Annotated in this window: 21 protein-coding genes; 8 read left to right on the forward strand and 13 right to left on the reverse strand. The window is 61.7% G+C overall.

Annotated elements, in window-relative coordinates; genetic code table 11:
* The first annotated feature begins 86 nt into the window (after positions 1-86).
* Positions 87-1,697, forward strand: a complete 1,611-nt coding sequence (locus ACVCMC_RS10035; RefSeq protein ID WP_447097157.1) for an electron transfer flavoprotein-ubiquinone oxidoreductase — start codon at positions 87-89, stop codon at positions 1,695-1,697.
* A gap of 160 nt (positions 1,698-1,857) precedes the next feature.
* On the opposite strand, the gene ACVCMC_RS10040 is transcribed toward ACVCMC_RS10035, so the two are convergent.
* Positions 1,858-2,790, reverse strand: coding sequence for a glycosyltransferase family 2 protein (locus ACVCMC_RS10040; protein ID WP_447097158.1), 933 nt, complete (start codon positions 2,788-2,790; stop codon positions 1,858-1,860).
* Positions 2,783-3,769 carry a glycosyltransferase family 2 protein gene (locus tag ACVCMC_RS10045; RefSeq protein ID WP_447097159.1) on the reverse strand — a complete coding sequence of 329 codons (987 nt, stop codon included), beginning with the start codon at positions 3,767-3,769 and terminating at the stop codon, positions 2,783-2,785. Before ACVCMC_RS10045 ends, ACVCMC_RS10040 begins: the two co-directional genes overlap by 8 nt.
* Positions 3,770-4,060: 291 nt before the next feature.
* Between ACVCMC_RS10045 and ACVCMC_RS10050 the strand changes: the two genes are divergently transcribed.
* Both ACVCMC_RS10050 and ACVCMC_RS10055 read left to right on the forward strand, forming a co-directional pair.
* Positions 4,061-4,822 carry an electron transfer flavoprotein subunit beta/FixA family protein gene (locus ACVCMC_RS10050; RefSeq protein ID WP_447097160.1) on the forward strand — a complete coding sequence of 254 codons (762 nt, stop codon included), beginning with the start codon at positions 4,061-4,063 and terminating at the stop codon, positions 4,820-4,822.
* Positions 4,823-4,995: 173 nt separating this feature from the next.
* Positions 4,996-5,940 carry an electron transfer flavoprotein subunit alpha/FixB family protein gene (locus tag ACVCMC_RS10055; protein ID WP_447097161.1) on the forward strand — a complete coding sequence of 315 codons (945 nt, stop codon included), beginning with the start codon at positions 4,996-4,998 and terminating at the stop codon, positions 5,938-5,940.
* Here the strand turns inward: ACVCMC_RS10055 and ACVCMC_RS10060 are convergent.
* The 10 genes from ACVCMC_RS10060 to ACVCMC_RS10105 form a co-directional block, all read right to left on the reverse strand.
* Positions 5,909-6,922, reverse strand: a complete 1,014-nt coding sequence (locus ACVCMC_RS10060) for a glycosyltransferase family 2 protein (RefSeq protein WP_447097162.1) — start codon at positions 6,920-6,922, stop codon at positions 5,909-5,911. The two genes, ACVCMC_RS10055 and ACVCMC_RS10060, sit on opposite strands and share 32 nt — an antisense overlap.
* A 1-nt stretch (position 6,923) precedes the next feature.
* Positions 6,924-7,307: a GtrA family protein gene (locus ACVCMC_RS10065; protein ID WP_447097163.1), complete on the reverse strand. Its 384-nt coding sequence runs from the start codon at positions 7,305-7,307 to the stop codon at positions 6,924-6,926.
* Between the two features lie 413 nt (positions 7,308-7,720).
* Positions 7,721-9,112 (reverse strand): hypothetical protein, encoded by a 1,392-nt coding sequence (locus ACVCMC_RS10070; protein ID WP_447097164.1) that lies wholly within the window; start codon positions 9,110-9,112, stop codon positions 7,721-7,723.
* A 436-nt stretch (positions 9,113-9,548) separates the two neighbouring features.
* Positions 9,549-10,112, reverse strand: a complete 564-nt coding sequence (locus ACVCMC_RS10075) for a hypothetical protein (RefSeq protein WP_447097165.1) — start codon at positions 10,110-10,112, stop codon at positions 9,549-9,551.
* Between the two features lie 67 nt (positions 10,113-10,179).
* Entirely contained in the window at positions 10,180-11,076 is an 897-nt protein-coding gene (locus tag ACVCMC_RS10080) for a glycosyltransferase family A protein (RefSeq protein ID WP_447097166.1), read from the reverse strand.
* Between the two features lies 1 nt (position 11,077).
* A complete protein-coding gene (locus tag ACVCMC_RS10085) occupies positions 11,078-12,232 on the reverse strand; it encodes a hypothetical protein (protein WP_447097167.1) in 1,155 nt (384 codons plus the stop codon).
* Positions 12,229-14,082: a hypothetical protein gene (locus tag ACVCMC_RS10090; RefSeq protein ID WP_447097168.1), complete on the reverse strand. Its 1,854-nt coding sequence runs from the start codon at positions 14,080-14,082 to the stop codon at positions 12,229-12,231. The genes ACVCMC_RS10085 and ACVCMC_RS10090 overlap by 4 nt, the downstream gene beginning before the upstream one ends.
* The gene (locus ACVCMC_RS10095; protein ID WP_447097169.1) at positions 14,082-15,446 is read right to left on the reverse strand and encodes an ABC transporter ATP-binding protein; all 1,365 of its coding nucleotides are present in this window, start codon (positions 15,444-15,446) and stop codon (positions 14,082-14,084) included. The genes ACVCMC_RS10090 and ACVCMC_RS10095 overlap by 1 nt, the downstream gene beginning before the upstream one ends.
* Positions 15,447-15,471: 25 nt before the next feature.
* Positions 15,472-16,296 (reverse strand): ABC transporter permease, encoded by an 825-nt coding sequence (locus ACVCMC_RS10100; RefSeq protein WP_447097170.1) that lies wholly within the window; start codon positions 16,294-16,296, stop codon positions 15,472-15,474.
* A 128-nt stretch (positions 16,297-16,424) separates the two neighbouring features.
* On the reverse strand, positions 16,425-17,591 hold the full coding sequence (locus ACVCMC_RS10105) for a trans-sulfuration enzyme family protein (RefSeq protein WP_447097171.1): 1,167 nt from the start codon (positions 17,589-17,591) through the stop codon (positions 16,425-16,427).
* Positions 17,592-17,781: 190 nt separating this feature from the next.
* Here ACVCMC_RS10105 and rfbB point away from each other — a divergent pair, with 190 nt between their 5' ends.
* From rfbB to ACVCMC_RS10130, 5 genes are all read left to right on the forward strand, one after another.
* Entirely contained in the window at positions 17,782-18,831 is a 1,050-nt protein-coding gene (rfbB, locus tag ACVCMC_RS10110; RefSeq protein WP_447097172.1) for a dTDP-glucose 4,6-dehydratase, read from the forward strand.
* Positions 18,828-19,718 carry a glucose-1-phosphate thymidylyltransferase RfbA gene (gene rfbA, locus ACVCMC_RS10115; protein WP_447097173.1) on the forward strand — a complete coding sequence of 297 codons (891 nt, stop codon included), beginning with the start codon at positions 18,828-18,830 and terminating at the stop codon, positions 19,716-19,718. The genes rfbB and rfbA overlap by 4 nt, the downstream gene beginning before the upstream one ends.
* Positions 19,715-20,272 (forward strand): dTDP-4-dehydrorhamnose 3,5-epimerase, encoded by a 558-nt coding sequence (gene rfbC / locus ACVCMC_RS10120; protein ID WP_447097174.1) that lies wholly within the window; start codon positions 19,715-19,717, stop codon positions 20,270-20,272. Before rfbA ends, rfbC begins: the two co-directional genes overlap by 4 nt.
* The gene (gene rfbD / locus ACVCMC_RS10125; protein WP_447097175.1) at positions 20,269-21,219 is read left to right on the forward strand and encodes a dTDP-4-dehydrorhamnose reductase; all 951 of its coding nucleotides are present in this window, start codon (positions 20,269-20,271) and stop codon (positions 21,217-21,219) included. Before rfbC ends, rfbD begins: the two co-directional genes overlap by 4 nt.
* A 248-nt stretch (positions 21,220-21,467) precedes the next feature.
* The gene (locus tag ACVCMC_RS10130) at positions 21,468-22,880 is read left to right on the forward strand and encodes a mannose-1-phosphate guanylyltransferase/mannose-6-phosphate isomerase (protein ID WP_447097176.1); all 1,413 of its coding nucleotides are present in this window, start codon (positions 21,468-21,470) and stop codon (positions 22,878-22,880) included.
* 84 nt (positions 22,881-22,964) lie between these two features.
* On the opposite strand, the gene ACVCMC_RS10135 is transcribed toward ACVCMC_RS10130, so the two are convergent.
* Positions 22,965-25,025 (reverse strand): oxidoreductase, encoded by a 2,061-nt coding sequence (locus ACVCMC_RS10135; RefSeq protein WP_447097177.1) that lies wholly within the window; start codon positions 25,023-25,025, stop codon positions 22,965-22,967.

Below are 25,025 nucleotides of genomic sequence, written 5' to 3' on the forward strand. Positions count from 1 at the left end.
GGCCCGAACCCGGACAATGCGGCAGGGTATCGTGCGTCGATGACGCATCTAAGACGCCACCCTTTCCCGCACTGCAGGAGTTCGCCATGAGCGAGCGCGAAACCATGGAATACGACGTCGTCGTGGTCGGCGCCGGCCCTGCCGGCCTGGCATTCGCGATCCGCCTGAAGCAGCTGAAGCCGGACACGAGCGTGTGCGTGATCGAGAAGTCATCGACCATCGGCGCGCAGATCCTCTCCGGCGCGGTGATCGAGCCGCAGCCGCTGGATGCCCTGCTGCCCGGCTGGCGCGACCGGCCACCACCCATTTGCGTGCCGGCCGGCAAGGACGAGTTCTGGCTGCTGTCGAAAACCGGCGGCACCCGGCTGCCGGTGCCGCCCGGCATGCGCAACCACGGCAACTTCATCGTCTCGCTGGGCGCGCTGTGCGCGTGGCTGGCCCCGCAGGCCGAGGCGCTGGGCGTGGACGTGTTCCCCGGCTTCGCCGCCGCCGACAACATCTACAACGACGACGGTTCTGTCGCCGGCGTGCGCATCGGCGACATGGGCGTGGCGAAGGACGGCACGCACAAGCCCGGCTACACCGAGGGCATCGACATCAAGGCCAAGCTCACCGTGCTGGCCGAAGGCGCCCGCGGCAGCCTTACCAAGCAGCTGGTCAAGCGCTTCGGGCTCGATGCCGGCAGCGATCCGCAGGGCTATTCGATCGGCATCAAGGAGCTGTGGCAGCTACCCGCCGGGCGCGTCACGCCCGGCAAGATCGTGCACAGCATCGGCTGGCCCGCCGACACGCATACCTATGGCGGCAGCTTCCTCTACCACCTGGACAAGGACCGCATCGCGCTGGGCTACATCAGCGGCCTCGACTACAGCGACCCGAAGTACCAGCCGTGGGAAGCGTTCCAGCAATGGAAGAACCACCCGAGCGTGAAATCGCTGCTGGAAGGCGGCACCATCCTCTCGGCCGGTGCGCGCGCCATCGTCACCGGCGGCTGGCAGTCGCTGCCGAAGTGCGAGATGCCGGGCGCCATCCTGATCGGCGACACCGCCGGCCTGCTCAACGTGCCGAAGATCAAGGGTACCCACCAGGCGCTGAAGAGCGGCATGCTGGCCGCCGAACACCTCGCCGCCAGCGGTCTCGACGCCACCGGCTTCGACGCGAAACTGCGCGACTCCGAGGTGATGGCCGAGCTGAAGAAAGTGCGCAACGTCAAGCCCGGCTTCAAGAAGGGCCTGTGGTTCGGCCTGCTCAACGCCGCCTGGGAAACCGTCACCGCCGGCCTGTCGCCGTGGACGCTGAAGAACAAGGCCGACTGGTCCAGCCTGCACAAGCTGGGCGAATGCGAAGAGCCCAAGCGCGACTACGTGCAGCGCACACTGCCGCCGCGCGACCGCCTCGCCAGCGTCTACTTCGCGGCCACCGAACACGACGAAGATCAGCCGATCCATCTGCACGTGGCCGACACCGACATCTGCGCCACGCGCTGCGTAGAGGAATACGACAACCCCTGCACCCGCTTCTGTCCCGCCAACGTCTACGAGATGGTGGCCGACGAAACCCAGCCGCACGGCAAGCGCCTGCAGATCAACTCCGCCAACTGCGTGCACTGCAAGACCTGCGACATCAAGGACCCGTACGAGATCATCACCTGGGTCACGCCGGAGGGCGGCTCGGGGCCGAATTACCAGAACCTGTAGGCGCGGACCCGGGGGTAATCCGGTCGCACCCGATCAGAAGAGCCGGCGGGCAGTGCCCGCCCTACGGCGATCACGATATAAGGCCGCGCGACAATCGTAGGGCGGGCACGGCCCGCCGCTCTTGTCTCGACATTCGATCAAGAGCCGACAACACACGGGATCAGCCAGGAAGGTCGGCCGGTGCTTCGCCTTGACGACCGCGCATGCCGTCGACCAAGCCGCGCAGCATGCAATGCAGATTGCGCCGACGCGGTCCGATCAACACGCCGAAAAGAAACAGCTTGACCAGCACCCGCGGCACGTCCTGCGCGACCCACGCGCGCGGCGTGTGCGCCATCCGGTACAGCCGCACCCGGTTGCGCATCATGTAATACAGGCGCAGCGGCCCATGCACCACCACCTGGCCCAGCCCGAGCGGCAAGGCGCGGCGGGTGTCGCCGAGGCGATGGCGCATGGTCGACGCGCAAACGCCGTGCAACGAGTAGCCCCGCGCCCGCGCACGAAAGCTCCATTCCAGGTCGACATTGTCGATGAACAGGCCCGCATCCATCGCGCCGATCCGGTCGAACACGGCCAGCGGAATCAGCGTGCCCGAGCTGATCAGAAAATCGCAGGCGATGGTTGGCGTCGAACCATCGCACCACAGCTTGCGATTGAACGGAAACCCGATGCGCACGAACGGCGCGGCGCGACGCTCGCGCATGTCGTGGAAGCGCGGCCCCACCGCCGCCACCGGTCCGGCCAACGACAACTCCTGCAGCGCGCGCAGCAGCGCGACCACCATCCCTTCAGCCGGCTCGCTGTCCTGATCCAGCAGCAAGACGTGGCGAAAACCGTGATCGCGCGCCCACGCGATGCCGACGTTCTGCGCGGCGGCGAGACCGAGGTTGCGCGACTGGCTCAGCATCGCTCCGCCTTGCGCAGACAAGCGCCGGCCCAGCACCTGGTTCCAGTCCCCATCACTGGCGTTGTCGACCAGAACCACCGCACCGACCTGCGGCATAACCGCGTCTACCAGTCGCACCATCGCGTCCGGTTCAGGGCGGTAGCTCACCACCACCGCGCACACGTCGCCGACGGTCGCATCAGTCATGGCGCAGCAGATCCCGCAGCACCGATCGGATGCCGGTGCCGTAACGACGATAAAAACCGCCTCGCGCCTCGCGCAGCACGGGCAACCACCGACGCCAGCGCGGCAAGCGGCCGATCGCCACCCTCCGTTCGAAGTGGGTTCGCTTGTCACGCACCTGCGCGGCGCGGTCGCGACTGCCGTGAAACCCCGCCTGCAGGAAGAAGTCCTCCAGCAAGCGCAGCCGCTTCGCTTCATCAGCCAGCGGCTGCACACGCGGCCGCAGCAGATCCCGCCATTTCATCGCCAGGTTGCGCTTGCGCATTCCGATCTGGTTGGCGCCATGCTGGCGGTAGTCGATCAGGGGCAGATCGATAAAATCGACCCGACCAATCGCCGCAGCCACCGCCGCCAGCCACTCGTCATGTATCCAGCCGGGAGCCACCGGCAATGCCCTTACCACCAGCTCTTGCCGCAATGCCGCCGTCGCACCAGTCACGAAACTGCGGCGTAGAATCACGTCGAACGCGCGCCCATCGTGGATGGTCGTCTGTTCCTGCGGCGTCATCTGCAGCACGTCGAACAGCGAACACCCCAATGAACGACCCCCGGCATCCACCAGCCGCGCATCGCCATGCAGCAACAGCAAGGACGAATCCTGCTCGAACCGCTCGGCCATCAGCGCCAGCTTGTCGGCCCGCCACACATCGTCCTGGTCGCACAGGAACAGCACATCGCCCTGCGCCGCACGCAGTCCCGCCGAGAAATTGTCGACGTAACCCAGGTTCTCCCGGTGGCACAATAGCTGCACCTCGATGCCGGCATCCCGCGCCCGCGCCGCAAATGCCTGCAGCATGGCCACGCTGGTATCGGTCGAACCGTCGTCGCCGATCACGATCTCGTCGGGCAGGCGCGTCTGTGCCAACAGGCTGTCCAACTGCGGCTGCAGATAGACGGCGCCGTTGTAGGTGCAAAGCACGATGGAAAGTCGCAATCGCGTCATGGTCGCTCGTTGGCGCGGAAAGCCAGGCGGACAGCGAAAGCGATGCCGCGTTGCGAGCACCTTCATTGCCGGCAGGCCCACAGCCCGGGGATACATGCATTCTATAGTGTCGATGCGCCGCGATCTTTCATGAGCCTCGCCCGGCTCCACGGGCGGGCTGCGTGGTTCACGGAGCAAGGCATAACCCGCCCATTCCGTACGCTGCCGCATGGATAGCCCGGACAGGTTAGAATGCGGGACTGATCCATCGCGCCCGGCGTCTCGGCGCCCTGCAATTCAAAGGAACAGCTGATGAAAATTCTGGTGGGCTACAAGCGCGTCGTGGATTACAACGTGCGCATCCAGGTCAAACCCGACGGCAGCGGCGTGGTCACCGACGGCGTCAAGTTGTCCGCCAACCCGTTCGACGACATCGCGCTGGAAGAGGCGCTGCGCCTGCGCGAGAAAGGCGTGGCCGAGGAAGTCATCGTGGTCGGCATCGGCCCGGCCGATCTCACCGCGCACCTGCGCAACGGCCTGGCGATGGGCGCGAACCGCGCCATCCACGTGGTCACCGGCGACGCCGTGCAGCCGCTGACCGCCGCGCGCGTGTTCCTCAAGCTGATCGAGAAGGAGCAGCCGGGGCTGGTGATCCTGGGCAAGCAGGCGATCGACGACGACGCCAACCAGACCGGCCAGATGCTCGCCGCGCTGTGGGATCGCCCGCAGGCCACCTTCGCCAGCAAGGTGGAGATCACGCTGGATAACGGCGGCGCCGGCAAGGCCACGGTGACCCGCGAGGTCGATGCGGGCCTGGAAGTGATCGAGGCCGAGTTGCCCGCGGTGATCACCACCGACCTGCGCCTCAACGAGCCGCGCTTCATCAAGCTGCCCGACATCATGAAGGCGAAGTCCAAGCCGATCGACACGATCGAGTTCGGCTCGCTCGGCGTGGAAGCGAACGACCACCTGAAGACCACGCGCTACGCCGCGCCGGCCAAGCGCAGCAAGGGCGTGATGGTGAAGGACGCGGCCGAGCTGGTCGCCGCGCTGAAGCAGAAAGGACTGCTGTGACGCGTAGGGCGGGCACCGCCCGCCATCGCGCCGCAAAGACGAAAATCCGGCGGGCATTGCCCGCCCTACAAGAACGGTAGGAGCCCGCTTGCGGGCGATGCCCCTTCTTTCGAGACGCAGAGCAGAAGCATCGCCCGCAAGCGGGCTCCTACAAAAGAGCTTCGGAGACACACATGAGCAAGATCCTCGTCATCGCCGAACACCTCGGCGGCAAACTCAACTCCTCCACCGCGCGCGCCGTAAGCGCCGCCGCTGCGGTGAAAGGCGAAGCGATCGACGTGCTGGTACTGGCCGACAGCGTCGACGCGATCGCCGCCGAGGCGGCGAAGATTGACGGCGTCAGCCGCGTACTCACCGTCGCCCGCGCCGAGAACGCACACCCGCTGGCCGCCGTGCTGGCGCCGCAGATCGCCAAGGCCGCCGCCGGCTACAGTCACGTGTTCGTGCCCTCCACCACCTTCGGCAAGGATCTCGCGCCGCGCGTGGCCGCCCTGCTCGGCGTGGCCCAGGTCAGCGATGTGATGAGCGTGGAAGCCCCGCACACCTTCAAGCGGCCGATCTACGCGGGCAACGCGATCATCACGGTCGAAGCCGACCCGGCACACACCGTGGTCGCCACCATCCGCACCGCGTCGTGGTCCGCCGCTGTCAGCGCCAGCAACAGTGCGCCGGTCGAGGCCATCACCGTCGACACCGCGCTGCCCACCCACACCCGCTTCGTCGAACTGCAGCAGGGCAAGAGCGACCGCCCCGACCTGCAGAGCGCCCGCAAGGTCGTGTCCGGTGGCCGCGGCGTGGGCTCGAAGGAAAACTTCGACATCATCTACAAGTTCGCCGACAGGATCGGCGCCGCCGTGGGCGCCTCGCGTGCCGCCGTCGATGCAGGCTACTGCCCCAACGAAATGCAGGTCGGCCAGACCGGCAAGATCATCGCCCCCGAGCTGTACATGGCCATCGGCATCTCCGGCGCCATCCAGCACCTCACCGGCATCAAGGACGCCGGCACCATCGTGGCGATCAACAAGGATGGCGAGGCGCCGATCTTCGAGGTGGCGGATTTCGGACTCGTCGGTGATCTGTTCAAGATCATTCCGGAGCTCGAAGGGGCCCTGCATTAATTGACAACGTGGTTTCCTTCAGCATCGGGTGCACGGGCTGACGGGGCTCCGCCGCGACGTCGAAGCTCAACCACGACAAAAACAGCTGTACCCCGATGATCATCGGTAGCGCAGCAAGCATGACGGTCCCAGCGGTCGACGCAACATTGTCGGCGACTGAATGCCACCAATGGAATACGCCGAAGACCACGCCAAACAGGAACAGCGGGATACCAAGCAATAATTCCAAGGTGGCTGCAGAGAAGCCGCGCAGAAAATAGCTGTAGAGGAGTCGACGGCCAAAATTGCGCAGATTGCCACGCAAGAATGGCCCAATCATCCTCATCGGCTGCAGGCTGGAGGTTTCATCTGAATAGATTGCCTTCATCGGCATATCCACCACCACTGCACGAAGCTGGTTGAGATGGTAGAGCAAGTCTGACTCGAAGAAATACCGCTTGGCAATACGATCCAGATCCAGCTCATGTAGCAAGGTGCGGTGGATCGCCGTGAAACCATTGGTGGGATCAAACAACTGCCAATAACCTGAGGACAACTTGGTCAGGAATGACAACATCGCGTTGCCAAAGAGCCGGATCGCCGGCATCCCAGCCACATTTGACAACCGATAGAATCTATTGCCTTTCGCGTAATCTGCACGACCGCGCAACAACGGGACGACCAGCGCCGGGATGAGATCTGGGTCCATTTGTCCATCGCCGTCCAGCTTCACCACCACCTCGGCCGGCAACCCACGCGCCGCGAGGTAACCCGTCATCACGGCACCACCAACTCCCTGGTTATCAGCATGTCTAAGCACGGTTACCCGGGGATCATGGCAGCCTCCCTCGATAACATCGCCACTGTGTTCGGGGCATGCGTCATCCACCGCAATGATCCAGCCCACTTCTGGCCCGATGCGCTCAATAACCGCCAGCACGTTGGCGGCGACGCGATAGCAGGGGATGACCACTGCGATACGTGGTTCGGATATTTGACTCATGTCAGCGATAGACCCAGTGGCGAGAAAGAAAGAAGCTCAAGACTGCCATTCCTGCCTCGACCGCCGGCTTGGCCAACCACGCGATCTTCAGATTGAGCTGTTCAGCTAGTCCGGCAACCACCCCCGTGCTGAGCAACGTGAGCGCCACCCACACAACCAAATAGCGCACCAATCGACGCTGCCCCAAGCGAGGAGACCCGGGCGTAGAAAACGTAACAGTGCCGTTTGCCCAGAAACCTACCAGCGCACCGGCAACGCGTCCTGCGACATTGGCCGTAACGGGCAGCACGTCAATCGTCGTCAACGCAACGAAGACTGCCCAATCGAGCACGATGAGACAGCAACCTACAATGAAGAAATACATACCTTGGCGTGCGATGCTCATAGTCCAACTGGCTTTCTTTGCAATAGGCATTGTGGCGCGATTACTGTGACGCCGGTCATGCGTCGTTCTTCGTGCGGCGGGACATTGGAACCGGCTGTGGGGGAGTCTCGCGTCCTGCGGAAATCCCCAAGTACAACTTCGAGTATGCCAGTCGGTGGCCCGGATATACCATGTCAAGGACCACCCCCGCAGACCGAACGCGGAAGTCAGAGATACCAGTAACAGTCAGGCAGAAGACAGAAGCGGTCTCACGATCTATCCAGTCGACAACCACATCCGAACCAGCCAGAACGGGCATCAACAAGTTAAGGTCGAACCGGCCAGCGCGGTGGCAATCGCCACCGCGCTCAAGCCCATTCGCCGCGCACTCTCGAATCTAATACAAGGCAGAGCTGCGTGCATAACAGTGCACTTCATTCAACACTATCTTTTGTCAGCCGCACATTCATCGCGTTGTTGATCAAGCCGTAATTCAGAATAACAACTGCAAAGCCGATCGTACTCAGTACCACCACTGGATAGAGATATCGAACATCACAAGCAATGGAGGTAGGGACAAAGGTCAAAAGGTAGATCCAAGCAGAGCACGAAATACCAAGCCCTACCAACTTGCCGACTCCCTGAGCCCAAAAAATTACAACGACAGAAGATATTACAAGAAGAAGCACATAGAACCAGTTTCGGAACACTGTCGTGTCTCGCAAAATTCGCTCACCATGTTTAAGCAGTCTCGCCCTATCATCGTATGACTCCTGTCCGCCGGACGCAGCCGCATCATCTGGCAGGGTGTACTTGCCCACGTATATCGGCACACACAACTCTACGTCGTGTATGCCGAGCAACCACGAAAAAGCATCCGCCTTATGACGAAGATAAGCTCCCGGATGCGATTTCAACGCGCGTATCCAAACCTCGCGGAGATCCTTTGCCGTCACGGAGTTCAAATATTGAGACACAACAGGGTCGGCCATCATCATATCTACGCGCTGCGCACTGTAGCTAGTCCTAAAATGACTGGAGACCAGTTCAGGAAGGGGGAACTGCTGCACCTCTCCCTCGGGAATGTCCGCCAGGACACCAGCAATGTCGTACGCCATGATCAGGGAGAGTCCCTGCGAAACATCTCTGTTACCTGATCCGGATATTGTGCTCGTCGTCCACAGCTGGACAACCTTGTAGACTCCAAAGCTGGAAATCAGAAGAACTCCAAAAAGTAACGCCCGAATTAGCTGCTTTGGATGAATATCACGAACGAAGAGATAGGAGCCGATAACGGCAAAAACTGGCGCGATGAGGATGCCTTGCTGCCTCATCAGCGGAAGCACTGATGCAAGTAGGATCGAAAGCGCAAGGAAACCATAGCGCCATTTATCTGAGCGCTGGGTCGCGGAAATCATCAGGGCCACCAGCGCAACAAGAGCGGTACCGATTAGCACGTCCTTCCACACTATTCCGACATAGTAGAAAAATATCGGATTAACAAAAAAAATCACACCAACAATCGCTCGCCAAGGCGAAAGCTTCTTCTCGAAAGTCAAACAGCTAAGAATCGCGGCAAAACCGCAATACGTCACCAAGGAGTTAATGGCTATAAAGAGCGAGCTAGCTACCACTCCTCCGCCAAGAAAACGGAGCCAAGCTGACATGAACGGTGGATTCCAACTTAGCGAGCGCCCGACTGCTGCTTCGTGGAGCTGCCTACCCGAGTCTATAGAAATCTCCCCAGGCGAATGCAAAGACAAGGCAAAAGCCGCGATCAGAAGGAAGAATATAAAATAATTTCGGCTCGATGCATGACTTGTCATTCGACGTTCTCCTGCGCACGACTGGCTATTTTGGCGTGATATTTAGCGATGACGGCTTGGAATTGAGCCGAAGCAGGATGTCCGAACGGTCATGCAATGCCCGGAATTCACCACGCCTAGGTGCCACGGAGCCGCGCGGGTCAGATTTGATTTGCGATACCCACCACATAGCGCCCATCATGGCTTCACAATCAAATGATGGCCCAATTACTCGCTAACAGCCGATAGTGTTTGCCAAGCCACCGACAGGTCATCGGCCGCCACACCTAAAATTGCGGTGACATGACCTAGCAATAGAGTTCGAGCACAGGTTCTGTCCGGGCGTGACATGCAATATCAACTGAGGCGGAGGGGCAAGCGAGTGCGAGCTCAGTTGGGTTTCGCTAAGCCAGATGCAAAGACGTCGGCATTTACCTGCGGGCATAATAAAGCCACGCTAAAAAACCGTCACACTCTTCTTGGTTTCGCAAGCATAGGGAACGTCCCCAGACTGCGTTACCAAAAGTACCTCATACACGCCCGCGGGCACGGATTCCAGCGTCGTGGAAAAGTTGAACCCCGACGAGCTTAGATTCGCATCTTTCAGATAGCTGGCGACATCCGGTCGCTCGGTGCCAAGGTTCGCTACGGCTGAGAAATTCTCGGTGCCCTTCAGTACGAATTTGACGTCCTTCACTACGTGCATGTTTTCGGCCAACGCCCACCCTCGAAAAGTGTGGGAACTGGACCGATTGAGCTTCGCTTCGGTTTTGGAATAATTTCCATCGACGGAGTCAAACGAACAAGGGGCCGTTCCCGGCTTTAGTTCGGCCAAGGCTTGGGCGCTCATCGGCTGGATGGCATTCCCCGACAAAGACTCCGTCGCCTCCTCCACGGGGGAAGTGCTCTCGCTTTTCGCGGTAGCGTTCGCTCCAGGTGCTTGGTCACCGGCCGACTGCCCGCATCCCACCAATGCGACCATCACTACTAACATAGGTGCGATCAACACTTTCCTCTTCATGCCTTGTATCCTCTTGTCATATCGTTGTGGCCACTGCGGGTAGAGGGATTGCGCGCCTTGCACATCTCTACTTATCTTTTTTACGGTGGCGGTATTTAGATAGTACTTTCCTGATAATACAGAGAAATCGCGACATCCTTGGGTGACGCGTCAAAAAGGCATCCACAGCGTGGTACCGCGAACGCCAGTATTGCAATTCATCATACAGTCCAAATCTGTGCTCGAACAGCATGTCAGCATGGGCGGCGTAAAAATCTATATTGGAGCGAAAAATCTCCGCGTAGGTTTCAACCACCTTCGCCCTGTGATCCTGGAATGAAATGGTTCTTGAACTTTCCTGTATCCGGTAATTGAACAGATAATCGTCAAGCTGCACAACATCGCGGCCGAGATGAACGATCTTTACCCAGAAGTCATAGTCCTCCACTCCATGACGCAGCTTCTCGTTGTAGCCACCGACGCTCTCCCAATCCGCCTTTCTATACAGCGACGTCACAAAAATGACATTATCGATGACCAATTCGCGCAAAGTATAGGGAGGCAAGTTCCACGGCCCTCGCTCAGCCCCGAACTTCCTCGCCTTGCAATAGACGCAACCCACATCCGGCCGATCTTCGAGGACAGCAACCGCCTTCTCAATATAGGTTGGCTCAATCCTATCGTCAGCATCCAACGGCAGGATGTAACATCCGTACGCTTCGCGTACCGCGTGATTCCTCGCGGCTGCCGGACCCGCATTCTGCTGATGGAAAATGCGCGTACGCGGCCACGGCACCTTCTTGAGAAGATCCAAAGTTGACGGATCCGTCGACCCGTCATCTACGATGACCACCTCAAGATTCTGCCAAGTCTGTGCCAAAGCCGACCTGACCGCCTCATCCAGATATTTTCCTGCGTTGTAACAGGGAATGACCACCGAAACCTTATTCACATCCTTGGCCCCTTGTTCCTTGCCATCGTACAACTCACTTCGATGCTTTCGCTCGTGTCACTTTCCTGATTGCTTTCAGCATGGTCGGCCCGACGCCGACAGCCCGCACCGAAGCCGTCACCCGATCGAGCACACTCGGAGGCGACGCCGGGTCCGCCCCGGCGGGCTGCTGCGCCTGAGCTACTTCGGTTCCAGCCGGGTTCGCCAGCGAGAGGATATTCCGATCCGAAGAGCCGAAAGGCGAAGGGATAGCATCCCACAATTCCCGGGCGCGGTAGGCAACTCGCGCCTCATTGCTGATCTTGCGGCCGTCCGAGTAATTCGCGTACGTCCACGGCAATTTGCCGAGCGTTTCCTGTCCGTGCTCTATGAGTAGCTGCTTGTATTCGTTATACAACTTCACAAACGTTTCGCGATTGTTGTCCGTCAACCACCAACCGATGGCTTTATCGATAGTGCCGGAGTCCAAGCCGGAAAAATGGATAAAGCGCAGCGGATCGCCGTTGACTTGATACACCTCTCCTTCCTGGCGAAGATCGCTGTTCAGCAGGGACCAGGTAGCAAAGTCGTAGCCATGATGCTTCAGCACCGAAACATCAAAGAAACACGGAGCAAGATCGATCCAGCGTTGATCGGTAAAAATGCCTCTATTGATATCGTCATAACAAAACTGAAAAAGGCGTTCGGCCCACCAGGCCAGGAATGCGTGCGAATTAGGTGCCCTCGAAATACCGAGAAACCCGAGGTTATAGCAACCGTGTGCAAGTGAACTTATTTCCATGTCGATGTTGCCCGGACGCAGCAAGTGAGGACACAGCACGACTGACTGGTGGTCCAGCAATTGCTCGAGTTCTACGAGTTCGCTGTAGACGAGCACATCGGGGTCCAGATACACAAACTTCGACTCGGCGGGAAAACGCTCGAGAAGGTTCAACATGAACTGTGCCTTGACCGCTGTGGAAGCTTCCACGATGGCGTGCCTGAACATGAAGCGGTCAAAATTGACCCATCCCGCATTCTTGGCAAGCACGACCTCGTCGAAATGCTCGTACGAAGCAGCGACTTCCGATACGTCGCGTTCGACGAGGCAAAGCACGAATTTCGCATCGGCGCAGTGCCGCTTGACCGATTCTGCCAGCGTCATCGCCTTGGGCAGATAGTTTGCGCATATCGAAGTAAAGAAGATCACGGTAATTTCCTTGTTGAACTACTGGCCGGCCCAGTCTTGAGTTTGATGTATCCGGTCACTGACCGCCACGGCTTCGTCATTCTCCACGATGTGGAAGCATAGACGTTCCGGAGCTCCGTAGCCAACGCCACCCCCGCGGTACGCGCCCGTTCGAGCTCATCCGAAATCCGGCTGCGTTCATGGATCGCATCATCCAGTGCCGACGTCAGCTCCGTACGGGTTTGCGTTGCTTCGGCTTCCGATCTCGCCAAATGTAGGGACAGACCACGAATACTCTGTTGCGCTCTTTCCAGATCGCGCTCCAGTCGTCCGCATTTTTCTTCATAGCGAAGTTGCCGCGCTGCCAGATCTGCGTGCTGGGCCACTAGGGCGTCGTGCCGCACCTGGGCCTCGTCAGATTGACGGGCTTTCGCGATCAACTCGGACGAAAGCTCCGCACACCTGACCAGCAGCGCATCGCATTTCGCCTGGACCTCTTCGACGCGGCGAACCTGCGTATCCAACTTCGACGACAGTTCCGCCTTCTCCAGCTGCAGCATCTCTTGCCGCGCCCGCGCTTCTTCTGACCAGCGCACTTGCGCCGTCAGCTTCGACAAAGTCTCGACAGCCTCTGCTTGCAACGATTCTAATCTCGCCCGCGCATCTTCCGACCAGCGAACTTGCGCGGTCAGTTTCGATGAGAGCTCAGCATTCTCCTGGATCAAAGCCTCGCACTTCGCCTGACTCTCTTCAATGATCCGAGATTGCATGCTCGAAGTTGAATACAGCTCAGCATGCTCGACTTGCAACGACTCACGCTCCGCTTGAGCTTCGTCCGACCATCGAATCTGGGCAGTCAGCTTCGATGACAGCTCGGCTGTTTGCGCTTGCAGTAATTCAAACCTCTCTTGCGCATCTTCCGACCAGCGAATCTGCGCGGTCAGCGCGGAACTGAGCCGCACATTCTCAGTTTCTGCCGCTCGAAGTCTCAATTCGATTCGAGCTGCCATATCGGCCACCGCATCGGTACAAGCTCCGCTTTGACTCCACTCCCTATCAAAATCCAATACGACCTTCTCGACCTTCTTCCAGTCATTGTCGCCGTGGGCAACGGCAACCAACGATTCATAGAGGCTTTCTGCAATCGCATCGATTTTTGTAGCTGGTTCCTCGGGACCAAGGCTGACGTGATGCCGGTCGGAAACATCGACAAAACCGGCGATGGCTTCACGTTGTCGTGCCGAAGCCCATTCCCCCACGTCGATCCCGAGTTTGGCGAGCGCACCCAACACCGTAGCAAGCGGATCATCCAGCAGGTCGTCATACAAGAGAACTTCACGCGGCAATGCCGAACTTGCCGTGATGGCTTCCGTCATGTAACGCAGCCATAGCAACTTTCCAACCAGCGGCTGCCAGTGATTGCGGGCCTCAATGGAGGCCGACACCTCACGTGGCCTGCGCACCATGAACAACACGACCGGCCGGACATACCTCTTTTGCAACACTTCGAACCACAAGGGCAGCACTCGGCAAAGCCGCGGATCTTTGACCGCCCACATCGGGCATTCGGAAAAGTCTGAGGAAATGATGTCACTGATGGCAAGGGCGGCTTCCCGGGCCACCTCTCGTTCCTGCCAATTTTCCGGAAACGCACGAACGTCGTCCCATCGCGACCCAAGACCCGCCAACAGGCGCTCATGCACCGAGACAACTTCCCGGTGTTCCCAGTACCCCTTGGGGTTGTCGCTGCCGGGCTCCAGCATATGGTCGCCCAAGGGCACCCCGAGCTTGCCGACGAGCCCGGCTAAGGCGGACGTCCCGCTTCGGTGCATGCCGACGATCAGGATTGCGGTTGACGGCGAAGTGTTCATCAGACGACTTCCATCTGTGGCCCATCGTCAAGCAAGTCGACGAACCCCGTCGCCAGCCGCGTCAGAGACGGCATGACACGGAACATCACCGCGTCGATGCGACGATCCACGTATTCCTCGCCTTCCCCGATAGAAGCCAGAACTCCCGCATTCAGAAAGTACACGCCGGGATGCAACAGGCACCGAAAAGCGAAGCGGACGACGATATTCTCACCGGCTCTGAGCAGGGGAACGGCCGATGACGGCGTGGAAGTGGCTGCGCCGCCAATCTCCACCCCGGTCATGGACCGAATCATCATGCCGCACCGAATGCGGGCCAGTGTCTGATCGAGAGCAACCTTGTACGTATAGACATACGTGCGACCGGGCGTCAGGACATTTACCTTGCGCCCATCCAGGGTTTCGACATGGGGGTTTTCAATGCACGCACCCCGCCTCTCATACTCCACCGTGCTGCTCGACAGCATCCCCTCCTCCCAATAGGCGGGATCACTGTCGGGGATGGGACGATCAACCGAGAGCCCCACGTTATCTGACCCAAGATGCTGGCAACCGTTCACAGGGAGCGCGGACACAGCGGAGCCACTCCGATAAGTGGAAATGATCTCCTGCCGAACCTGCTCCGCCCGATCTGCCGGGGCGTAAAGCAATTTCTGATAGGTGGTAACCACGTCTTTCGGCGTGCCCTGCATCAACATTTCGCCCTTGTCCAGCAAGATGGCGCGGTCGCAGAGCTCGACGACCGTGCCCGCCGAATGGGATACGAACAGTACCGTTGCGCCGGCATCCCGAATCGCTTCGATGCGGGCAAGGCATTTTCGCTGAAATGCCTCATCACCCACCGCCAAGGCCTCATCGACGACGAGAATGTCCGGAGAGACGCTGATCGCAACAGCAAAGGCCAATCGCACGTACATGCCGCTTGAATATGTCTTTACGGGCTGATCGATGAACTGGCCGATGCCCGAAAAATCGAGTATCTCGTCATACTTGGCGCGAATCTCGGCTTCGGAAATTCCGTACACGAGACCACTCAGCAGGACGTTCTCTCTGCCAGTGAATTCCGGATTGAACCCTGCACCCAATTCGAGCAGCGCGGATATACGTCCATCAATCATCAAATTACCGAGCGTCGGCCTGATCGTGCCGCATATCATCTGCAGCAGGGTCGACTTGCCCGATCCATTGCGACCAACGATTCCCACTGTCTCGCCGTGAAACACATCGAAACTCACGCCACGCAGGGCCCAGAACTCATTGAAGTAGGCCTTCGGCGTGCGCCGGGCCATACGATGCAGCCTGGGGAAAATCATCTGCTTGAGCCGATCGGAAGGCTGCGAATACATTTCGTAACGCTTGGCCAACCCGTCAACCCGGATTCGAACTGGTTTAGAGGACATCCGCGAACCCCTTTTTCGTCTGTTCGAACCAGGCGAATGATCCCCAGGCAAAAATGCTGGACACCAACGTATACGCGGCCAGATGAGACCACACCGGCGGCTTTCCCCAAAGCAGAACGTCTTGTGAAGCTTCGGCGATGACCGTCAGAGGATTGAGGTACAGCAGGTAGCGGTAATTCTCTGGAATCATTTCCTTCGGGTACAGGATCGGAGCGAGAAACATCAACGCAACCGTGATCAGGCTGACGACCTGCCTGATATCCCTGAGATAGACAGCCAATGATGCCAGAAGCCAGATGGCACCAGCCATGAAGGGTAGAAAACAAGTGACCACCACGGGGAAAAACACCACCGTCCATGGTATGTGCTGATTGATGATCAAGGAGAGAGTCAGCAGTGCCACTGTCGAAACAATCAGGTGGAATAGGGCGGCACCGAGCGTGCTCCAGGACAACGCCTCGAGTGGAAACAATACCCGCTTGACGTAGTTCGCGTTTTCCTCGATGAGCGTGGTCGCCCGGTTGGCGCACTCCGAGAAGACCGCATTTATGTTCAAGCCGGCGAAAAGCACGATGGCATACTGGAAATGGCCAGTGACACGATCGTTCCAACGCCCGTTGAAGATCACGCCAAAAACGAACGTGTAGATGACGAGCATCAGCATCGGATTGAAGAACGTCCAGAACAGGCCGGCAAATGACCCCCTGTAGCGCTTCGCCACATCGCGTCGCGCGATCTGCACTATCAGGGAGAAATGCCTTGACAGTGCGCGGTACGGCGAGGAGGGGTCTGCCAGGCGATAGGCCACATTCATAAAATTTCCGACAGTTTCTTTCTTTTGATGCTGACAAGTCCGCAGCTGTTGCAGAATCTTGACATCTGAACAGTCATTGGTCTTTCCCCGGCTGCGATGTTGCTTGAGCAACCTAAGAGGGATTCGAATCAATCAAGCGCCGTCTGTAATTCGTTTCGCAGGTCATCCAGATCCTCCACCCCCACCGACAACCGCACCAAGCCGTCGCTGATGCCAAGCCGCTTGCGGTTGGCAACCGGTACCGAGGCATGGGTCATGATGGCCGGGTGCTCGATCAGACTTTCAACGCCGCCGAGTGACTCGGCCAGCGCGAACAGTTCGCAGCGTTCGAGCATGCGGCGGGCCTTCTTCAGGCCGCCCTTCACCTCGATGGTCACGATGCCGCCGAAGCCATGCATTTGGCGCTTGGCCAGCGCGTGTTGCGGGTGACTTTTCAGGCCGGGGTAGATCACCCGCTCGACGGCCGGGTGCTTCTGCAACCAGGTGGCCAACTCCAGTGCGCTGGCGCAGTGCTGGCGCATGCGCAGGTGCAAGGTCTTCAGGCCACGCATGGCGAGGAAGGCGTCGAACGGGCCGGCCACCGCGCCCACCGAGTTCTGCAGGAAGCCCATCTGTTGAGCCAGTTCCTTGCTGTTGGCGACGACGATGCCGCCGACCATGTCGGAATGGCCGTTGATGTACTTGGTGGCCGAATGCAGCACCAGGTCGGCGCCGTATTCCAGCGGCCGCTGCACCATCGGCGAGCAGAAGGTGTTGTCCACCATCAGGATCAGGCCGTGCTTCTTCGCGAACACGGCGACCTTGGCCAGGTCGACCAGCTTCAGCATTGGGTTGGTCGGGGTTTCGGCCCAGATCATCCGCGTGTTCGGCTTCAGGGCCGCTTTCAGCGCCCCCGTGTCGTTCAGGTCGACGAAGCTGAAGTCCAATCCGGCCGAACGCCGGCGTACCCGCTCGAACAGGCGATAGGTGCCGCCGTAGAGGTCGTCCATCGCGATCACGTGGCTGCCCGAGTCGAGCAGGTCCAGCACGGTCGCCGCCGCCGCCAAGCCTGAGGCGAACGCGAAGCCGGCCACGCCGCCTTCCAGGTCAGCCACGCAGCGTTCGTAGGCCATTCGCGTCGGATTCTGCGTGCGCGAATACTCGTAGCCCTTGTGCTTGCCCGGACTCTCCTGCACGTAGGTCGAGGTGGCGTAGATCGGCGTCATGATGGCGCCGGTGCTGGGGTCGGGATGCTGGCCGGCGTGGATCGCACGCGTTCCGAGTCCGTGGTGGGTGGCAGGCGTCTTCTTGGGCATGGCAGGCATCGCAGGCAGGGCGACATCGGTGAAGACCGGCGCCGCGTGAGGGATCGCGTATTGTACCCGTGCAGCCGTGCTTTGCCTTAACGTTGACTGCTGCGTGGCCAGCCAGTCGCTACGCGAATTGCCGGCTGAAGCAGCCGGCGTGACACAATAGAGGTTTACTCACCCAAGGAATGAGTGACTCATGAAGACCATTCTGGTCACCGGCGGTGCCGGTTTCATCGGTGCGAATTTCGTGCTGCAGGCCGTGGCCGACGACCTGCACGTGGTCAACCTGGACAAGCTCACCTACGCCGGCAACCTCGACACGCTGGCCTCGCTGCAAGGTGATGCGCGTCACGTTTTCGCACACGGCGACATCGGCGACCGTACCTTGGTGGCGCGGCTGCTGAACGAGCACAAGCCCGCCGCCATCGTGAACTTCGCCGCCGAGTCGCACGTGGACCGCTCCATCGACGGCCCGGCCGAGTTCGTGCAGACCAACGTGGTCGGCACGCTGGGACTGCTGGAATGCGCGCGCGATTACTGGCGCAGCCTCGAAGGCGCCGCCCGCGAGGCCTTTCGCTTCCTGCACGTGTCGACCGACGAGGTCTACGGCTCGCTCGGGGCCGAGGGCAAGTTCACCGAGACCACGCCGTACGCACCGAATTCACCGTACTCCGCGTCGAAGGCCGCCTCCGACCACCTGGTGCGTGCGTTCCACCATACCTACGGCCTGCCGGTGCTCACCACCAACTGCTCGAACAATTACGGGCCGTACCAATTCCCGGAAAAGCTGATCCCGCTGGTGATCGCAAAGGCGCTGGCCGGCGAATCGCTGCCGGTCTACGGCGACGGCTTGAACATCCGCGATTGGCTGTTCGTGGGCGACCACTGCAGTGCGATCCGCCGTGTGCTGGAAGCCGGTCGGGTGGGCGAAACCTACAACGTGGGCGGCAATGCCGAACGCGAGAACATCACCGTGGTGAAGACGATCTGCGCCCTGCTCGACGCACGCCGGCCACTGGCCGACGGTCGTGCGCGCGAGTCCCTGATTACCTTCGTCAAGGATCGCCCCGGCCACGACCGCCGCTACGCGATCGATTCCAGCAAGCTGCAGACCGAGCTGGGCTGGAGGCCCTCGCAGACCTTCGAAAGCGGCATCGCGCAGACGGTCGACTGGTATCTCTCGCATCAGCCATGGGTACAGCGCGTACTCGACGGCAGCTACCGCATGGAGCGACTTGGCGCATGAGCACAACGCAGAAAGGCATCATTCTCGCCGGCGGTTCCGGCACCCGGCTGCACCCGATCACCCGCGCGGTGAGCAAGCAGCTGCTGCCGGTGTACGACAAGCCGATGATCTACTACCCGCTAGCCACCCTGATGCTGGCCGGCATTCGCGAAGTGCTGATCATCAACACGCCGCACGAGCAGGACATGTTCCGGCGTCTGCTCGGCGATGGCTCGCAGTGGGGCATTGACATCCAGTATGCGGTACAGCCCTCGCCCGACGGCCTGGCGCAGGCGTTCACCATCGGCCGGGACTTCATCGACGGCAAGCCGAGCTGCCTGGTGCTTGGAGACAATATCTTCTACGGCCACGGCTTCACCGATCGGCTCAAGCGCGCCGCTGCACGCGAGCGTGGCGCCACCGTATTCGGCTATTGGGTGAAGGACCCGGAGCGGTACGGCGTGGCCGAGTTCGACGCCACCGGCAAGGTCGTCGGTTTGGAGGAGAAGCCGACTGCGCCGAAGTCGCACTACGCGGTTACCGGCCTGTATTTCTACGATAAGCGCGTCTGTGATTACGCCGCGGCACTGAAACCTTCGCCGCGCGGCGAGCTGGAGATCACCGACCTCAATCGCTGCTACCTCGACGATAGTTCGCTGCATCTGGAGCAACTCGGCCGCGGCTTCGCGTGGCTGGACACCGGTACGCACGAGTCGCTGATGGAGGCGGGCAACTACATCGAGACGATCGAGAACCGGCAGGGTCTCAAAGTGTGCTGCCCGGAAGAGATCGCCTACCTCAACGGCTGGATAGACGCCGAGCAGTTGCTGGCGCTGGCCGCACCGCTGGCCAAGACCGGCTATGGACAGTACCTGCAACAGCTGACACAACAGGGCTTGGCGCGATGAAGGTCATTGAAACGGCACTACCCGGTGCGCTGGTACTCGAACCACAGGTATTCGGCGATGCCCGCGGCTTCTTCTACGAAAGCTACAACGAAGCGAAGTACCGCGCGGCCGGCGTCGACCACCGCTTCGTGCAATCCAACGTCTCGCGCTCGGCCCGCGGCGTGCTGCGCGGCCTGCACTACCAGTGGCCGAATCCGCAGGGCAAGCTGGTCAGTGTGCTCGAGGGCGAGGTCTACGACGTGGCGGTGGACATCCGCCGCGGCTCGCCCACGTTCGGACAATCGGTCGGCGTGATGCTCACCGCCGACAACCACCGCCACTTCTGGATACCGGAAGGTTTCGCGCACGGCTTCTGCGTGGTCTCCGACTTCGCCACATTCACCTATCAGTGCACCGCGCTGTACGACCCGAAGGCCGACGCCGGCATCCGCTGGAACGATGCGGCGCTGGCCATCGACTGGCCGGTCAGCGCGCCCTTGCTGTCGGACAAGGACGGCAAGACGCCGCTGCTTGCCGATGTGCCGCCGGAGCGGTTGCCAGTCTACGTGTCATGAAGATTCTGCTGCTCGGCGCCAACGGCCAGTTGGGCCGTACGTTCCTCGATCAAGGCGGTTTGGCCGCGCGCGGCGAGCTGGCCGCGGCATGCCGTGATGGCGTGTTGACGACCGGCGGCCTCGGCAAGATCGCCGACCTGTCGGACCCCGCATCGCTCCCCGCCGTGCTCGACCGCCTGCGCCCTGACGTCATCGTCAACGCCGCGGCCTATACCGCGGTGGATCGTGCCGAACAGGAAGAAGCGCTGGCCACTCGCGTCAACGGCGAGGCGGTCGGCGTGCTCGGCAGCTGGGCGGCAGCGCATGGTGCGCTGGTGATCCACTACTCCACCGACTACGTGTTCGACGGCCACCAGTCGCAACCCTACGCCGTCGACGCGCCCGCCGGCCCGCTCGGCGCCTACGGCCGCAGCAAGCTGGCGGGCGAACGGGCGTTGCAGGAAAGCGGTGCCGACCATTTCATCTTCCGCACCGCGTGGGTCTACGCGGCGCACGGGCACAATTTCCTGCGCACCATGCTGCGCCTCGGAGCCGAGCGCGACGAGCTGCGCGTGGTTGCCGACCAGCACGGCGCACCGACCGATACCGGGCTGATCGTCGACGGCACGCTCGCCGCGCTGGATCGCTGGATGACGTCGGATCACGCGGCACGTGAATCGCTCATCGGCACGCATCATCTGGTCGCCAGCGGCGCGACGACATGGCACGGTTTCGCCAGTGCAATCTTCGACGCAGCGCGAGTACGCGGGCTGCTTCCAAATCCGCCGCGCGTAGTGGCGATCGCCACCACCGACTACCCGACGCCGGCGGTGCGTCCGGCGTGGTCGTTGCTGGACAACACCGATTTTCAGCGGCGGTTTGCCTCGCCGCTGCCAGACTGGCGCGACGGCATGCTCCGGGTGATGGATCAGCTCGGCAGCAAGTTCGACGGTCCCCGGTCGCCGTAATCCGATTGCTGTCGCGCGTTGTCGCGTAGGGCGGACATTGTCCGCCGCTTTCGCGCAGGCCCGCGAAGGCCTGCCGGCGGGCAGTGTCCGCCCTACGCGGCGGGAACGTTGCGGCATAATGAGCAATCCGCACAGCTCTCCCTGCGTAGGGGCGCATCCTGTGCGCGACGCTTTTCGTGACGTGATGAAGATACATCGCGCACAGGGTGCGCTCCTACACGTAACATCCGGCCAGGAACGTCGAACTCATGTTGATCCCCCTCATCCTCAGCGGCGGCAGCGGCACCCGGTTGTGGCCGGTGTCGCGCAGGAACCTGCCCAAGCAGTTCCTCGAACTGGCCGGCAAGGGCACGTTGTTCCAGCAGACCGTCGCGCGCACCCGCGCGCTGCCGGAGGTGGCCGCGCCGATCGTGGTGGCCAGCGAGGATCACCGCTTTCTCGCCGCCGACCAGTTGCTGGAAGCAGGCATCGAAGGCGCCACGATCGTGCTGGAACCGCTGGCACGGAACACCGCGCCGGCGATCGCGCTGGGCGCGCTGCAGGCACTGCAGCACGATCCCGACGCATTGCTGCTGGTGCTGCCGGCCGATCATCTGATCGGCGACACTACCGCATTCACCGCGGCGGTGGCGCAGGCAATGCCATTGGCGAAGGACGGCTGGCTGGCCACGTTCGGCATCCGCCCGGATCGCCCGGAGACCGGCTTCGGCTACATCCGCCGTGCCGAGGCGATCGACGGGCATGGTTTCCGCGTCGGGCAGTTCGTCGAAAAGCCCAGTCTCGCAAAGGCGGAGTCCTACCTCGCCGACGGCGGCTACGACTGGAACTCGGGCATGTTCCTGTTCAGGGCGTCACGCTATCTGGAGGAGTTGGCCACACACGCGCCGGCGATGCTGGAGGCCGTGCGCGCAGCACATGCCAAGGCCACGGTCGATCTCGACTTCGTGCGCATCGATCGCGACGCGTTCGCACAGGTGCCGGACAATTCGATCGACTACGCGGTGATGGAAAAGACCGCGCGCGCCGCCGTGGTACCGGTCAGCTGCGGATGGAGCGACATCGGCTCGTGGTCGGCGCTGTGGCTCACCGGCGACAAGGACGCCGCGGGCAACCTGCGCGAGGGCGACACGCTGACCGTGGACACGCGCAACTCGCTGCTCCGCTCGCACGATCGCCACTTGCTTGCCACCGTCGGTGTCGACGACCTGATCGTGGTGACCACGCCGGACGCCACCCTGGTGGCGCACCGTGACGCGGCGCAGGACGTGAAGAAGATCGTCGAACAGCTCAAGGCCGCCGGCCGCAGCGAGCATTCGCTGCATCGCGTGGTGCATCGCCCGTGGGGCAATTACGACTCGCTGGAGGCTGGCGAGCGCTTCCAGGTCAAGCGCATCCAGGTCAAGCCCGGCGCCTCGCTGAGCCTGCAAAAGCACCACCATCGCGCCGAACACTGGATCGTGGTCTCCGGCACTGCCGAGGTCACCTGCGACGACAAGGTGTTCCTGCTCGGCGAAAACCAGAGCACCTACATTCCGCTGGGCAGCAAGCACCGTCTGCGCAATCCGGGCAAGGTGACGCTGGAACTGATCGAGGTGCAATCCGGCAGTTATCTCGGCGAAGACGACATCGTGCGCTACGACGATGTCTACGGCCGGGCGTGAGGGCACCCAGGACCCTGCAGGAGCGCACCTTGTGCGCGATGCTCCTCGTCACGTGCGCAAAGGCAACGCGCACAAAGTGCGCCCCTATGTCTCTGCGACGTGGAAGTGCCGCTTGAACGGGACGCCGGCGGCAACAGGTTCTTCCAGTTCGCGCGCGTAGCGGTGGCCGGCGTAGACCGCATGGGCGATCAGGCCGGGGGCCTCGGCGTCGCCGATGCAGCGCAGCGAGTGCAGCCCGGTGGCGGGCCATTCCGCTTCGCGTTCCAGCAGTTGCTGGTACAGCGCATCGTCCGGCATGCGGGCGGTCACGGTGACGATGGCGTCGCAGGCCAGGTCGCAGTGCCGGTGGTCCCACACGTTTTCGACGCTGAGCGTGCAGCCGGCGTAGCCGACGATGTCGTGCGACACGATCGCCTCGATGCCGAGTTTGGCCATCCGTTTGCGGATATGCCGGTAGTCCAGCGTGTGCTGGCTCCACGGCGCGACGCTGTCTTCCGGCGTCAGATACGTCACCTCGCAACCGCGCAGGCGCAAGGTTTCGGCGGCGATGCCCGCGTAATAGAAACCGTCGTCGTCGAACACCACCACGCGGCCCTCGGGCAGACGGCCGTCCATCAGGTCGTCGGGCGTGAACACGCGCGGGTTGTCGGGGAAGCCGTCGATGACCGCGCCGTGGCTGCGGCCGTAGCCGTCGCGGCGCCAGTGGCAGCCGGTGGCCAGCACCACGTGGTCGGCGCCGAAGTCGAGCACGTCTTGCGCCGTGAGTGCGGAATCGAGATAGACGGCCACATTCGCCAGCTTGCGGATCTGGCCGACGCGCCAGTCGCGCACGCGCGCCCATTCGGCCAGGCCCGGCATGCGCGATTCGCGGGTGACGCGGCCGCCGAGTTCCTTGCGCGCCTCGGCCAGGCTCACCTCGTAGCCGCGCTGGCCCAGCGCACGCGCCGCTTCCAGCCCGGCAGGGCCGGCGCCGACCACCAGCACGCGCGCCGCCGAGCGTTTCGGCGCGATGCGTTCCGGGTGCCAGTCCTTGCGCCACTCCTCGCCCATGGTCGGATTCTGCGTGCAGCGGATCGGCGAGATGGTCATGTCGCCGGAGACGCAGATGTTGCAGCCGATGCATTCGCGGATATCGTCGACGCGACCTTCCTCGATCTTGCGCGGCAGGAACGGGTCGGCGATCGACGGGCGCGCGCAGCCGATCAGGTCCAGCACGCCGCGCTTGAGTTGCGACACCATGGTGTCGGGGGAAGTGAAGCGGCCCACGCCCACCACCGGCTTGCTGGTGGTTTGCTTCACGAAGTCGATGAACGGCTCCTGCGCGCCCTCCGCGGCAAAGCGCGAGGGCACCGAGTCGTTGTACCAGGCGGCAAGGTTCACGTCCCACAGGTCGGGCAGCTCGGCCAGCATGGCGACGATCTCCTTCGCCTCGGCCAGTTCGACGCCGCCCGGCCCCAGCAGTTCCTCGGTGGCGAAGCGCAGCGCCACGGCGCAGGTGTCGCCGACCGCTTCCTTCGTATCCACCAGCACTTCGCGCAGCAGCCGTACGCGGTTCTCCAGCGAGCCACCGTATGCGTCGCTGCGCTGGTTGCGCCGGCGCTGCAGGAAGTGCATCGCCAGCGACAGGTCGTGCGCGGCGTAGACGTAGATGATGTCCATGCCCGCGCGCTTGCCGCGGATCGCCGCCTCGCGATGCCAGCGACGGTACTCGCGGATGTCGTGTTGCGTCATCGCCCGCGCCTGGTGCGGGTAGCCGTACTTGGTCGGCTGGTGCGACGGCGCGATCAGCACCTCGCGCGAATAGAGGTTGGAGGCGGTGGGTCCGTTGTGGGTGAGTTCCAGCGCGGCCAGCGCGCCGTGCGCATGCACCTTGTCGCACATCAGCGCCAGCGCGGGGATGTCGCGGTCGTCCCACAGCCGCGCCTCGACGTACGGGGTGAGATCGCCGCTGGGGTGGATCTCGCACTCCTCGGTGGAGACCACCGCCCAGCCGCCCTCGGCCTTCACCTCGCGCATCGCCGCATGCGCCAGCGGCATCGCGTGGCCCATGCCGTTGCAATGCGGCACCTGGAAGAAGCGGTTCTTCGCGGTCACCGGACCGATCTTGAGCGGGGTGAACAGGAGGTCGTAACGCGGGTCGCGCAT

Source organism: Rhodanobacter sp. UC4452_H20 (genome assembly GCF_052978205.1).

What these genes read in the sequence shown, in the direction of transcription:
- ACVCMC_RS10035 (WP_447097157.1), top strand. Translation starts at nt 87, where the DNA reads ATGAGCGAGCGCGAAACCATGGAATACGACGTCGTCGTGGTCGGCGCC.
- ACVCMC_RS10040 (WP_447097158.1), bottom strand. Translation starts at nt 2,790, where the DNA reads ATGACTGATGCGACCGTCGGCGACGTGTGCGCGGTGGTGGTGAGCTAC.
- ACVCMC_RS10045 (WP_447097159.1), bottom strand. Translation starts at nt 3,769, where the DNA reads ATGACGCGATTGCGACTTTCCATCGTGCTTTGCACCTACAACGGCGCC.
- ACVCMC_RS10050 (WP_447097160.1), top strand. Translation starts at nt 4,061, where the DNA reads ATGAAAATTCTGGTGGGCTACAAGCGCGTCGTGGATTACAACGTGCGC.
- ACVCMC_RS10055 (WP_447097161.1), top strand. Translation starts at nt 4,996, where the DNA reads ATGAGCAAGATCCTCGTCATCGCCGAACACCTCGGCGGCAAACTCAAC.
- ACVCMC_RS10060 (WP_447097162.1), bottom strand. Translation starts at nt 6,922, where the DNA reads ATGAGTCAAATATCCGAACCACGTATCGCAGTGGTCATCCCCTGCTAT.
- ACVCMC_RS10065 (WP_447097163.1), bottom strand. Translation starts at nt 7,307, where the DNA reads ATGAGCATCGCACGCCAAGGTATGTATTTCTTCATTGTAGGTTGCTGT.
- ACVCMC_RS10070 (WP_447097164.1), bottom strand. Translation starts at nt 9,112, where the DNA reads ATGACAAGTCATGCATCGAGCCGAAATTATTTTATATTCTTCCTTCTG.
- ACVCMC_RS10075 (WP_447097165.1), bottom strand. Translation starts at nt 10,112, where the DNA reads ATGAAGAGGAAAGTGTTGATCGCACCTATGTTAGTAGTGATGGTCGCA.
- ACVCMC_RS10090 (WP_447097168.1), bottom strand. Translation starts at nt 14,082, where the DNA reads ATGAACACTTCGCCGTCAACCGCAATCCTGATCGTCGGCATGCACCGA.
- ACVCMC_RS10100 (WP_447097170.1), bottom strand. Translation starts at nt 16,296, where the DNA reads ATGAATGTGGCCTATCGCCTGGCAGACCCCTCCTCGCCGTACCGCGCA.
- ACVCMC_RS10105 (WP_447097171.1), bottom strand. Translation starts at nt 17,591, where the DNA reads ATGCCCAAGAAGACGCCTGCCACCCACCACGGACTCGGAACGCGTGCG.
- rfbB (WP_447097172.1), top strand. Translation starts at nt 17,782, where the DNA reads ATGAAGACCATTCTGGTCACCGGCGGTGCCGGTTTCATCGGTGCGAAT.
- rfbA (WP_447097173.1), top strand. Translation starts at nt 18,828, where the DNA reads ATGAGCACAACGCAGAAAGGCATCATTCTCGCCGGCGGTTCCGGCACC.
- rfbC (WP_447097174.1), top strand. Translation starts at nt 19,715, where the DNA reads ATGAAGGTCATTGAAACGGCACTACCCGGTGCGCTGGTACTCGAACCA.
- rfbD (WP_447097175.1), top strand. Translation starts at nt 20,269, where the DNA reads ATGAAGATTCTGCTGCTCGGCGCCAACGGCCAGTTGGGCCGTACGTTC.
- ACVCMC_RS10130 (WP_447097176.1), top strand. Translation starts at nt 21,468, where the DNA reads ATGTTGATCCCCCTCATCCTCAGCGGCGGCAGCGGCACCCGGTTGTGG.
- ACVCMC_RS10135 (WP_447097177.1), bottom strand. Translation starts at nt 25,025, where the DNA reads ATGCGCGACCCGCGTTACGACCTCCTGTTCACCCCGCTCAAGATCGGT.